The organism is Sutcliffiella horikoshii, from assembly GCF_021991925.1.
Taxonomy (GTDB): Bacteria; Bacillota; Bacilli; order Bacillales; family Bacillaceae_I; genus Sutcliffiella_A; species Sutcliffiella_A horikoshii_F.
This window is the reverse complement of sequence record NZ_RXZI01000001.1, coordinates 682,083-694,644: the sequence shown is the minus strand read 5'-3', so window position 1 is coordinate 694,644 and position 12,562 is coordinate 682,083. Positions and strand designations below refer to the sequence as shown.

13 protein-coding genes are annotated in these 12,562 nt (G+C 41.7%); all 13 read right to left on the bottom strand.

What is annotated here, in order from left to right; genetic code table 11:
* Positions 1-185 precede the first annotated feature (185 nt).
* Positions 186-431: a YlmC/YmxH family sporulation protein gene (locus EKQ44_RS03380; RefSeq protein WP_010193298.1), complete on the bottom strand. Its 246-nt coding sequence runs from the start codon at positions 429-431 to the stop codon at positions 186-188.
* 84 nt (positions 432-515) lie between these two features.
* Entirely contained in the window at positions 516-1,757 is a 1,242-nt protein-coding gene (locus EKQ44_RS03375; RefSeq protein WP_237662116.1) for a M16 family metallopeptidase, read from the bottom strand.
* A 30-nt stretch (positions 1,758-1,787) separates the two neighbouring features.
* A complete protein-coding gene (locus tag EKQ44_RS03370; RefSeq protein WP_237662114.1) occupies positions 1,788-2,753 on the bottom strand; it encodes a polysaccharide deacetylase family protein in 966 nt (321 codons plus the stop codon).
* A 145-nt stretch (positions 2,754-2,898) separates the two neighbouring features.
* Positions 2,899-5,016 carry a polyribonucleotide nucleotidyltransferase gene (gene pnp / locus EKQ44_RS03365; protein WP_237662112.1) on the bottom strand — a complete coding sequence of 706 codons (2,118 nt, stop codon included), beginning with the start codon at positions 5,014-5,016 and terminating at the stop codon, positions 2,899-2,901.
* A 431-nt stretch (positions 5,017-5,447) separates the two neighbouring features.
* The gene (gene rpsO, locus EKQ44_RS03360) at positions 5,448-5,717 is read right to left on the bottom strand and encodes a 30S ribosomal protein S15 (protein ID WP_047970912.1); all 270 of its coding nucleotides are present in this window, start codon (positions 5,715-5,717) and stop codon (positions 5,448-5,450) included.
* Positions 5,718-5,819: 102 nt separating this feature from the next.
* Positions 5,820-6,791 (bottom strand): bifunctional riboflavin kinase/FAD synthetase, encoded by a 972-nt coding sequence (ribF, locus tag EKQ44_RS03355; protein WP_237662549.1) that lies wholly within the window; start codon positions 6,789-6,791, stop codon positions 5,820-5,822.
* 55 nt (positions 6,792-6,846) lie between these two features.
* Positions 6,847-7,758, bottom strand: a complete 912-nt coding sequence (truB, locus tag EKQ44_RS03350) for a tRNA pseudouridine(55) synthase TruB (protein ID WP_237662110.1) — start codon at positions 7,756-7,758, stop codon at positions 6,847-6,849.
* 231 nt (positions 7,759-7,989) lie between these two features.
* A complete protein-coding gene (rbfA, locus tag EKQ44_RS03345) occupies positions 7,990-8,355 on the bottom strand; it encodes a 30S ribosome-binding factor RbfA (protein WP_223493358.1) in 366 nt (121 codons plus the stop codon).
* Between the two features lie 13 nt (positions 8,356-8,368).
* Positions 8,369-8,647: a DUF503 domain-containing protein gene (locus EKQ44_RS03340; protein WP_148986460.1), complete on the bottom strand. Its 279-nt coding sequence runs from the start codon at positions 8,645-8,647 to the stop codon at positions 8,369-8,371.
* Positions 8,644-10,773, bottom strand: a complete 2,130-nt coding sequence (infB, locus tag EKQ44_RS03335) for a translation initiation factor IF-2 (RefSeq protein ID WP_237662109.1) — start codon at positions 10,771-10,773, stop codon at positions 8,644-8,646. The genes EKQ44_RS03340 and infB overlap by 4 nt, the downstream gene beginning before the upstream one ends.
* A gap of 17 nt (positions 10,774-10,790) precedes the next feature.
* The gene (locus EKQ44_RS03330) at positions 10,791-11,090 is read right to left on the bottom strand and encodes a YlxQ family RNA-binding protein (RefSeq protein WP_237662108.1); all 300 of its coding nucleotides are present in this window, start codon (positions 11,088-11,090) and stop codon (positions 10,791-10,793) included.
* A complete protein-coding gene (gene rnpM / locus EKQ44_RS03325; protein WP_237662106.1) occupies positions 11,083-11,370 on the bottom strand; it encodes an RNase P modulator RnpM in 288 nt (95 codons plus the stop codon). Before rnpM ends, EKQ44_RS03330 begins: the two co-directional genes overlap by 8 nt.
* A 21-nt stretch (positions 11,371-11,391) precedes the next feature.
* The gene (gene nusA, locus EKQ44_RS03320; protein WP_237662105.1) at positions 11,392-12,510 is read right to left on the bottom strand and encodes a transcription termination factor NusA; all 1,119 of its coding nucleotides are present in this window, start codon (positions 12,508-12,510) and stop codon (positions 11,392-11,394) included.
* Positions 12,511-12,562: the final 52 nt, after the last annotated feature.

Here is a 12,562-nt window from a genome sequence, read left to right as displayed (position 1 = left end):
GAGGCTCAAGGTCGCCCCCGGGGAAAGCGAAGCCGTTTGCGGAAATAAACAGCGGTATGAAACAGATTACTAAAATAATGTACTTTTTCAGTGGCCTAATTTTCATGAGTTCGGACTTTTTCACTACTCTTATTCAATCGAATAGTGCAGCATATAGAAAAACGACCCAGCTCGCGCCAAGTCGTTCACTCTTCCTCTTCAGGTATATCAATAATAATCATATCTGTACCAATTTTCTTGATGTGATTCCATGGCACCCGGATGTCACTGCCTTCTTTTTTCAAACCGAACCATTTCAATGACGGGATAATGAGCGAGCGGATCTCCCCAGTGTTCTCATTGATCTCCAAATCTGTATGTCCAAGGATCCCTAACCTTTCCGCCCGTTTTACATCTACAATTTCCTTGCCGCTCATTTCACTAAGCCTCATAAAAAAACACCTCCCGTATTATTTATATTAGGAGGTGTCCAAAATAAAACCTGCCAAAGAAAATTGGCAGGCATAAAGATAGCTTTATCCATTTATTGACTTCGGCATTTCACCATTTGGGCTGATCAATGCCACAGAATAGTCATCGGTAAAAATCTTGGTTGCCAAGTTATTAACGGACTCTTCAGTAATGGTATTGATTCTGTCTAGAATGTCATCAAGGGAACGATGTCTGCCAAGCAGAAGCTCGTTCTTTCCATTTCGGCTCATGCGACTGTTCGTACTTTCCAGACTCAGCATGAGACTACCCTTGATTTGCTCTTTACTATTTATAAGCTCTTTTTTAGTGATGCCCTCACGCTTAAACGTTTCAAGTGTCTGTTGTATCGTATCAAATAGAAGATCCAGTTGGTTACTTCCAGTACCTCCATAGATGGTAAGCATCCCATTGTCTTGGAATGTGGAGTGATAGGAATAGACGGAGTATGCTAATCCCCTTTCTTCCCGTACATCCTGGAATAGACGGCTGCTCATGCTTCCTCCAAGTACATTGTTCAGGACAATCAAGTTATAGATATCTTTATCGCCAATCGGAAGTCCATCATAACCGATGCAAAGGTGAGCCTGTTCGGTTGTTTTCTTTTTGGCGATACGTCCTGTTTCAAAAGATGGCTTGACATATTCCCGCTTGGAGTGTCCGGTTTCATAGCTTCCGAACAGTTCTTCTATCTCTTTGACAAAAGAGTCTTCTATGTTCCCTGCAACGGAGATAACCACATTGTCAGGAGTATATGTTTCTTTCATATAGTCACGAAGGGTGTTCCCGTCAAATGCAGATAAAGTTTCCTCGGTCCCTAAGATCGGGTAGCCTAGTGGATGGTTTCCATAGGAAGCGCGAGCCAGTACATCATGAACGATGTCATCAGGGGCATCCTCATACATCTTGATTTCTTCGTACACAACATTTTTTTCCTTTTTTAATTCTTCTTCGTCAAAAATCGAATGAAAAAACATGTCCGCGAGTACACCTAGGGCATAGGACGAATGTTCATCCATTACTTTTGCATAGTAGCAGGTATATTCCTTTGACGTAAAAGCATTTACCTGTCCACCGATGGAATCAAAGGCCTCGGCTATTTCACGGGCATTTTTTGTTTCTGTTCCTTTGAAGAACATATGCTCAAGGAAATGGGAGACCCCATTATTACGGTTGTCTTCATTTCTTGAGCCAGTTCCAATCCACACTCCGATTGCAACAGAGCGGACATGTGGAATATTTTCTAATACAATTCTTACTCCATTTGAGCATGTATGTTTAGTAAGCAACGATAATCCTCCTATTCAAGTTTGCCAAATCTAGTTGTGATGAACGATTCTTTCTTCACTTAAAAGGGAAGAAAGAGTTCCTAGTTCGAGCCCTTTATCTTTAATGGAAATAATAAGGGTTTCCAAGCTATTTGCCGTGGAAGGCGTAGGGTGCATAAGGACCATTGCCCCCGGATGGATTTTTTTCATCACCCTGGTGACTAGAACATCTGGTGTCGGCTTTTGCCAATCAATCGTATCCACACTCCACATAATGGTACCCAACTCCAGTTCATGGGCGATATTGACGACCTCATCACGATAACTGCCACTTGGAGGGGCAAACCAGGTAACTTTATTCCCAGAAATCGCCTCTATGACTTCATTTGTTTTTATAAGCTGTTCCCTGACTGCAGTACTACCCAACGTTTTCATGTTGGGGTGTGTATAGGAGTGGTTCCCCACTTCATGACCTGCATCTATAATCATTTTGGCCATCGATGGATTTTCTTTCACCCATCTGCCTTCTAGAAAAAAGGTTGCCTGAACGCCGTGATTTTTCAATGTTTCCAGCATACCAGGAATGTGTTCATTCCCCCATGCCACATTGATTAGAAATGCTGCCATCGGCTTTTCGGGATGTCCACGGTAAATTGGAGATGGAGGAAGATCTTGAAGATGGGTGTTTGGCGGAATTTGCTTCATTACAAGCTTTTTCTCATCAAAAACACCGTTTTTCTTCATATTTTTATAAGAAGCTTCCACATCCACTTCTAAGCCATTTAATCCTGGTTGCGCTTTCCATACTTTGTCAATTTTAGCATCCTGGGGTGCAATCTCAAAATCCGATGCTTTCTGCTCTATCTCCGTAAACAGCGCATCCCGATTCTTGGTCACTTCAGCCAAGTCACTTGACAGAGCATCCGTAATATCTCCAGGGAACGGATGATACACCGTTTTATATGTAAAAAATGCAATGATAACAAATGCCAACAGTTGAAACGTACTTCTCTTCATTTTACCCACTCCTTCCTACTTAAAATTTATGTAGGAAGTGGACAAGGTAGAACAAAGAATAAAAGCGGAAAGACACCTGCCCCACCATGTAATTTTCTATGGGGAGGTATCGCAAAAAGCCCGGCGGTCAAACCAGGCTTCCATATTAGGACATTTGCTCATTTTTTTCTTTTTTCTCTTTAAGGAGGACTTTTCTGGAAAGATTCACTCTGCCCTGTTTATCGATCTCCATTACTTTTACAAGAACTTCTTCTCCAAGCTTCACAACATCTTCCACTTGTTTCACGCGTTCTTCTGCAAGTTCAGAAATATGGACCAGCCCATCTTTGCCACTGAATAGCTCAACAAATGCACCGAATTTTTCAATACGTTTTACTTTACCCATGTAAATTTCGCCCACTTGGACTTCACGTACAATATCCTCGATGATTTTCTTCGCCTTTTCGTTCATTTCCATATTAATGGAAGAGATAAATACCGTTCCATCTTGTTCGATGTCGATTTTAACACCAGTTTCTTCAATAATCTTATTGATTTGTTTCCCACTAGGCCCGATTACATCACGAATCTTATCAGGATTAATGCTCATCATCAAGATCTTCGGCGCATATGGAGAAAGCTCTTTACGTGACTCATCAATTGTAGCAAGCATGGAGTCAAGAATATGCATGCGGCCAATTTTAGCCTGTTGAAGTGCTTCTTCAAGGATGTCACGGGAAAGACCTTCAATCTTAATATCCATTTGTAATGCTGTTACGCCTTTTGCAGTACCAGCAACTTTAAAGTCCATATCCCCAAGGTGATCTTCCATTCCTTGAATGTCAGATAGTACTGTATAGTGCTCGCCCTTTTTAATTAGTCCCATTGCAATACCTGCTACAGGAGCTTTAATAGGTACACCTGCATCCATCATGGCAAGTGTGCTTGCACAGATACTTGCTTGAGAAGTGGAACCGTTGGACTCCAAAACTTCTGAAACAAGACGAACTGTGTATGGGAAGTCTTTTTCGGAAGGAATAACCGGTTCAAGAGCACGCTCTCCAAGAGCACCATGTCCGATTTCACGACGTCCAGGTCCTCTCATCGGGCCAGTTTCCCCAACACTGAATAATGGGAAGTTATAGTGGTGCATAAAGCGTTTCTCTTCTTCAATTCCCAATCCGTCAAGAATCTGTACGTCACCTAGAGCACCTAATGTACAAATGCTCAATGCTTGAGTTTGTCCACGGGTAAACAGACCAGAACCGTGAGTACGTGGCAATAGGCCGACTTCAGAAGCAAGTGGACGGATCTCGTCGCTCTTACGTCCATCCGGGCGTACTTTATCTTCTGTGATAAGGCGTCTTACTTCTTCTTTCACAAGCATACTGAGAATTTCATTAACCTGCTTCAGAACATCCGCTTCTACTTCTTGTTCTTCATAGCGCTCAAGAACCTCTGCCTTTACCTCTTTAATAGCAGCTTCACGAGCGTGCTTTTCAAATACTTGAACAGCTTTTGTCATTTTCTCTTCAGCAAGAGCACGGATCTCATGTTCCAGATTTTTATCCACTTCATAAAGCGTAACTTCTGTTTTCTCTTTCCCAACAGCTTGTACAATTTCCTCTTGGAATGCGATTAGACGTTTAATTTCGTTATGACCAAACATGATTGCTTCTAACATTACTTCTTCCGGAACTTCATCAGCACCAGCTTCAACCATGTTGATTGCATCCTTCGTTCCAGCTACCACCAAGTTGATGTCGCTTTTTTCAAGTTGCTCTACATTAGGATTAATGACGAACTCGTCGTTAATTCTTCCTACTGTTACACCTGCGATAGGACCTTGGAAAGGAATATCAGAAACCGAAAGCGCTAATGAGGAACCGAACATCGCTGCCATTTCGGAAGAACAGTTCTGATCCACACTCATCACGATACTGATAACTTGTACTTCATTACGGAACCCATCAGCAAATAGCGGACGGATTGGACGATCGATCAAGCGGCTTGCCAATACAGCCTTCTCACTTGGGCGTCCCTCTCTCTTAATGAATCCTCCAGGGATTTTACCAACGGCATATAATCTTTCTTCATAATTTACTGTAAGTGGGAAGAAATCTAGTTTCTTCGGTTCCTTTGAAGCGGTTGCAGTACTTAGCACAGCCGTATCTCCATAACGGACCATTACCGCTCCATTTGCTTGCTTGGCTAATTGTCCCACTTCTACCGTCAGGTTTCTTCCGGCCCAATCGATAGAAAAGACTTGTTTATCTTGTCCCATGAGTTCGTCTAACCCCTCTCTAACTTCCAATATGTATTGACTTTCTTTTTCCTAAGGATCTGTTAAACACCGCTGTTGATTTCCGCACTAGGCTTCGCTTTCCTAAGGGGGAGCCTCTTCGGCTTACGCCTGCGGGGTCTCCCCTAACACGCTATCTCCCTCAGGAGTCTTCACCTATTGCTCCAAACAACAGCTAGGTTGCTACCAAATTCAGCTTTATGCTTTAACAGAGCTTTTCCTCAAGAAAACAGTCTATGTGAAAAAAATTTAGTATTATGTATAGTATGAACGAAATAACTACTACATATCAATAGAATTCCAGCATGTATAGGAAAAAAATTGCCGAAACGAAACACTCTACAGCAACTTTTGAAAATACCTTCTAAAATACTAATAAAAAAGCGGGAATTCTCCCGCTTTTTCTGACAAACTTATCGACGTAAACCTAATTTGTTGATTAGTTCACGGTAACGAGTTACATCCTTGTTACGAAGGTAAGTTAGTAAGTTACGACGTTTACCAACCATCTTCAATAGACCACGACGTGAGTGGTGATCTTTCTTGTGAGTACGTAAATGCTCGTTTAGGTTGTTGATCTGTTCTGTTAGGACAGCGATCTGTACCTCTGGAGATCCAGTGTCAGATTCGTGAGTTTTGAACTCATTGATAAGTTCTTGTTTACGCTCTTGTGTAATAGCCATCCTATTCACCTCCTTAATAGTAAAAACCCCTATTACCGAGCAAGCGTTGGTGATTCGACTTGCCAAGCAATGGTTTTAGTACGTTTAATAGCATACATCTTTTTAGGTTAAAAAGCAAGTATCGTGTATGTTTTTTTGAAAATACTCTTCTGCTTTCGCCTTGTCTTTTTTGATTTGCGCAACAAGCGCCTCTACACCAGAAAACTTCTTTTCTTCCCTGATACAATTATGCCACTCTATGATAACCTCTTCTCCATAGATCTGTTGATCAAAATCCAACAGGTGGACTTCAATAGATGGAAGGTTCTCATTTTCCTGCTCATGGAAAGTCGGTTTGTAGCCGATATTGCACACTCCATTCACCCAGTTATCCTTCACATACATACGAACAGTATAAACACCTGTCCGAGGAATCACATAGTCATCGGACAGGACGACATTGGCAGTTGGAAACCCGATCGTACGACCTCTTTTTTCACCATGTTCCACTTTCCCACGCACATGATAATACCTTCCCAAAGTATGTGGCAACTCGTCCACTTTCCCTTCTTTCAACTGTTCTCTTATGTAGGTGGAACTTACTTTCAAGTCATTAGTGGTATATTTCTCCACAACCGTCTGATTGAATTGTCCTCTTGAATGAAATGGAAGGGTCTCCATTGTCCCTTTGCCAAGACTGCCATAGGAATAATCAAATCCTGCCACCACATGCTTGATATTCAAACCGATGATATATTGATCAACAAAATCCTGGGGTACTAGCGATGCAAAGGACATGTCGAATTTCACCACATATAAGATATCCACCCCTAAAGAAGCAAGAAGGCTTATTTTTTCGGAAAGAGGAGTGATGTAGCGGACATGCTGGACAGTTCTTCTCAAAACGACGGATGGATGTGGATCCAGCGTCATTACGGCACATGCAGTTCCTAATTCTTTCGCTTTGTTCAATGCACCGCTAATCACTTTCTGATGTCCGAGATGGATGCCATCAAAAAAACCGAGAGCGACTGTAGCAGGCATACACTCTTCTTTTTTCAGGGAATGCGGGTGCTCCAAATACACAACTTTCATCATTTATCACCTAAATCTAAATTAATCATGCAGAACCTTCACCTTCATACACCAATTAGTTATGAAATACTTTCTTCGGTTTCATCAGGCCAGGCTTCGATGGATGCTTCATATAGATGGCCAAACATTTATCATCATGGAACACACTGAAGTATTCATTCGATTCATCGATATTTTCTGGATATGGCAAAACCGCACCATTATACACTTTCTCTGCTACTTTATCATTAATGACCAACTTAGGCAATGAACTTAGTGCTTTTTCCATCGGCAACAGTTTCCCTTGGACCGCCCCTTGTTCTGCCAGCTCACTTAATTGTTCTAAAGTGATTGCTTGTTCTATGGTAAAGTCTCCAGAGGAAATTCTGGTTAAATAGGACATGTGGGCAGGATAACCCAGCAACTCGCCTATTTGTACAGCAAGGGTCCTTACATATGTACCTTTACTACAGTTTACTTGGAAGGAAAATTTGACTTGGCCTTTTTCTTCTTCATATGTAATTTCGCTTGTCAGGAAGATATCATGGATGGTTACCTTCCTGGAAGGTCTGTCGATTACCTTCCCTTCTCTTGCATATTCATAAAGCTTTTTTCCTTTAATTTTGACAGCGGAGTACATTGGAGGTGTTTGTTCAATTTCTCCTTTTAGCTGATGAAGGACGGAAAGAATTTTTTCTTTTGATATGGGTTTGTCCACCCTTTTTTCTTCCACTACTTCTCCTGTTTGATCTTCTGTCGTGGTAGCAGTCCCTATGGTCACTTCTGCTATATATGTTTTTTGTTCGGCTGTTAGGAATTCCACAACTTTTGTTGCCCTTCCGATACATATAGGAAGAACCCCGGTTACCTCTGGATCAAGTGTCCCGGTATGGCCGACTTTTTTTGTTTTAAGTATTTTTCTCACTTTAAATACGCAGTCATGTGAAGTGAAGCCCTTTGGTTTGTTTAAAATTAAAATACCATCCATTTATGCCACTCCTTTCATTTTATATTAAGTAATCCCCCTGTAGATTGAAGTGCAAGGTGTGAGACTCCTGCGGGGGATAACGGTAGGTTGAGACCCCTGAAGCGTTGTGAGGAGGCTCAAGCACCGTCCCGCGGAAAGCGAACACCTGGAACGGAAAGCAACAGGGAGTCAATGCGTGATATCATTAGAGTCAACAAAAAGGATAGACAACTATTGCCTACCCTTTTTTTGTTACTCTTCATCATCCGAATCAGAGTCTTTTTTATTTAATTCATGTATCAGGCTTTCTATGTGATTACCGTAAGCGATGGATTCGTCAAATTCAAAGAAAAGCTCTGGAGTTTTTCTTAAACGAATTCTACGTCCTATTTCACTGCGGATGAAGCCTTTTGCTTTTGCCAAGCCAATCAATGTGTCTTGTCTTTTCTCATCGTCTCCAAGCACAGAGATGAATACCTTGGCTTGTTGAAGATCTCCAGTAACCTGTACATCCGTTACTGTTACAAAGCCTACACGAGGGTCTTTGATTTTACGACCAATGATATCGGATAGCTCTTTTTTCATTTGCTCTCCAACTCTGTTTGATCTGAGTGTCATACCTTTCACCCCTTTAAAGCCAATCAAGCGAAGTTTCTGCTCGCTCTATCTCTGGAAAAGAGTCCAGATAGTCGAGCACTTTTTGCAATTCTTTCTCGGTGATGGATTTGGAGGAAGAAATGGATACAATTCCTATCTTCGTCCGTTGCCATACGTCCTGATGATCAATCTCTGAGATGGATATATTGAACCGTTGCTTCAGCCTTGTCATTACGCGCTGAAGCACTGCCCTTTTTTCCTTCAAAGATTGAGCATCATAGATCATACAGTCACACTCTATATATCCAATCATTTTCTTTCGATTTCTTGCATTACGTAAGCTTCGATGATGTCGCCTTCTTTGATGTCGTTAAAGTTCTTGATTGTTACACCACATTCGTAGTTTGTCGCTACTTCTTTTACATCATCTTTAAAACGCTTGAGTGTATCAAGTTCGCCTTCAAAAATAACGATTCCGTCACGAATTAAACGAATGCTGGAATCACGAGTGATTTTTCCTTCTGTTACATATGCACCCGCAATTGTACCCACTTTAGAAACTTTGAAAGTCTGGCGAACTTCCACTTGACCAATTACTTTCTCTTCGAATTCAGGGTCAAGCATACCTTTCATTGCCGCTTCAATTTCTTCAATCGCTTTATAGATGATACGGTGAAGACGGATATCAACGTTTTCAGCATCTGCTGTACGTTTCGCACCTGCATCAGGTCGAACGTTGAAACCTATGACAATGGCATTGGACGCAGAGGCTAGAATGATATCAGATTCCGTGATGGCACCAACGCCAGTATGGATGATTTTCACTTTTGCGCCTTCTACATCGATTTTCTGCAGGGAAGCAGCCATCGCTTCTACAGAACCTTGAACGTCGGCTTTTACAATCAAGTTGATTTCTTTCATTTCACCTTGCTTGATTTGTTCAAACAAGTCATCAAGTGTTACACGTGTTTTTTCACTGCGTTGTTCTTGAAGTTGCTTTTGAGCACGTGCTTCCCCGACGTTACGAGCCGTTTTCTCATCAGCAAATACCATGAAGTTGTCTCCGGCTTGTGGAACTTCATTTAGTCCAGTGATTTCAACCGGTGTAGATGGACCAGCTTCTTTTACGCGGCGTCCAAGGTCGTTAACCATTGCACGAACACGGCCGAACGTGTTACCTACTACGATTGGATCTCCTACACGTAGTGTACCTTTTTGAACTAGAAGTGTAGCTACGGAACCTCTGCCTTTATCAAGCTGAGCTTCAATAACTGTACCCTGTGCCGCACGTTTAGGATTAGCTTTATATTCTTCCACTTCAGAAACAAGAAGAATCATTTCAAGCAATGTATCAATACCTTCTCCACTCAAAGCAGATAGTGGTACAAAGATAGTATCTCCACCCCAAGCTTCTGACACTAGTCCATGCTCTGTTAATTCCTGCATAACACGGTCAGGATTGGCAGCTTCTTTATCCATTTTGTTAACGGCAACGATGATTGGTACTTCTGCAGCTTTGGCATGGTTGATTGCTTCCACTGTTTGAGGCATAACACCGTCATCTGCTGCCACAACTAGGATTGTAATATCCGTAACTTGTGCCCCACGGGAACGCATTGTTGTAAACGCAGCATGCCCAGGAGTATCAAGGAACGTGATTTTCTTGCCTTGTTCCACTTCTACTTGGTACGCACCGATATGCTGTGTGATTCCACCAGCTTCACCGGCTGTAACCTTTGTATTACGGATAGAGTCGAGAAGAGTTGTTTTACCGTGGTCAACGTGACCCATGATCGTAACCACTGGAGGACGCTCTTCCATTACCTCTTCTGTATCTTCTGAATCGTAGCCTTCAAAATCGGTTACTTCGAAGATTATTTCCTCTTCCACATCCACACTGTATTCGCCAGCAATCAATTCGATGGAATCTTTATCAAGATCCTGGTTGATGGTAGCCATGACACCGAGCATCAAGAGCTTTTTAATTATTTCTGATGGCTCTTTGTTTAGTTTATTTGCAAGCTCTCCAACTGTTAGAGAACCAGTGAATGTAATTTTGGAAGGTGTTTCTTTTTTCTTCACAGGAGGTGTTGGCGCGGATTGTGGTCCACGGTTCTGTTTGTTGTTCTGTTTTTTCTTCCCTTTAGAAGAATTGTTATGGTTGCTATTGTTAAAAGGCTTTTTGGAAGGAGAGTTGTTCTTCCCTTTACCTTGGCCTTGATTCGTGCTTTGTTTTTTAGGTGCAGAAGCCGTATTTGGGGCTGCTGCTTTCTTTGGTGCTTCTTTTTTATCTGAACCGTTCAATTTTTGGATAGTGTCTTCGTCTAATGTTGCCATATGGTTTGATACCTCAATATTCATTTCTTTTAGTTTTGTGATGACATCTTTACTTGATACGTTCTTTTGTTTAGCGTATTCGTACACGCGTAATTTCGTCATACATTCACCCCCAAAGATTAATCGAGCATAGAAAGAAGTTTTTTTGCAAACCCTTCATCTAGTATAGCTACAGACACTCGCGCATCCTTGCCTATTGCTCGACCTAACTCATACCGATTTTCTACCGTTCTTATCGGCACTTTATAGTACGTGCATTTATCATTCAATTTCTTCATGGTATTGGCGGAAGCGTCGCTGGCAATCAGCACCAGTTTTGCATTTCCTGCCCTTACTTCTTTAATGACAAGTTCTTCCCCTGTTATGGTCTTTCTTGCCCTCGTGGCAAGACCGACAATAGATAACCATTGATTATTCATGTGCTGAGCCGTTCTCCGTTTCTACCAGTTGAAGTAATTCATCATACAATGAATCATCAATCGTTACTGCCAGGTGACGGGCTAAGATATTTTTCTTTTTAGCAAGGAGGATGCTTTCCTTGTTCTTTGCAAGATATGCCCCTCTACCTGATTTCTTACCGGAAGGATCAATGGAAACTTCGCCTTCTTTAGAACGTACAATACGTATCAATTCTTTTTTCGGCTTCAGTTCTTGACTTGCCACACATTTACGCATTGGCACCTTTTTACGATTGTTCACCGGGTTCACCTTCTTTTACTATCACTCATTTTCTTCGTTGTAGAAATCATCATCTATCTCATCTGTATCGTTTTTAGATAAAGACAGACTCGGGTAGATTCCTAGTTCTTCTGCTTCGGACTCACTCTTGATATCAATCTTCCAGCCAGTTAGCTTGGCAGCAAGTCGAGCATTTTGTCCACGTTTACCTATTGCTAGCGAAAGTTGATAATCAGGAACAATGACTGTCGTAGCCTTTTCTTCTTCATTAACTTGAACTTCCAGTACTTTAGAAGGGCTTAATGCATTGGCAACGAATTCAACAGGATCTTTAGACCAACGTACGATGTCAATCTTTTCTCCTTTAAGTTCATTCACAATCGCTTGCACCCTTTGTCCCTTTGGTCCTACACATGCCCCAACCGGGTCTACTTCCGGGTTGTCACAATGTACGGAGATCTTAGAGCGGTCTCCGGCTTCACGCGCAACGGATTTTATTTCCACTGTACCATCATAAATTTCTGGAACTTCAAGTTCAAAAAGACGCTTTAAAAGTCCTGGGTGTGAACGGGAAACAAAAATTTGTGGACCTTTCGTGGTTTTCTCCACTTTTGTGAGGAACACTTTTATTCTATCATGAGGCTTGTAATGTTCATTAGGCATTTGCTCATTGACTGGAAGCAAAGCTTCAATTTTCCCAAGGCTCACATAAATGAACTTGGCATCAAGTCGTTGCACAATCCCAGTCATGATATCTTCTTCACGTTCGATATATTCTGAGTAAATGACTCCACGCTCAGCTTCCCTGACACGCTGTGTGACCACTTGTTTTGCAGTTTGTGCCGCAATTCGGCCGAAGTCCTTAGGCGTCACTTCAATTTCCAATACATCGTTTTCTTGGTAGTTCGGATTGATTTGACGTGCTTCCTGGACGGAAATTTCAAGACGGGAATCAAAAACTTCCTCTACTACATCTTTTCTTGCAAATACGCGCATTGTACCTGTTTCAAGGTTCATATCAACTCGTACATTTTGTGCTTGATTGAAATTTCGTTTGTAAGCAGATATAAGTGCAGCCTCAATCGCTTCAATAATTACATCTTTGCTAATGCCCTTTTCCTTTTCCATCAGGGTTAAAGCATCAAATAACTCGCTGCTCATACAACCATGTCCCCCTTAATATACCTATACTTCATTTTTTGTGACCTGTTTC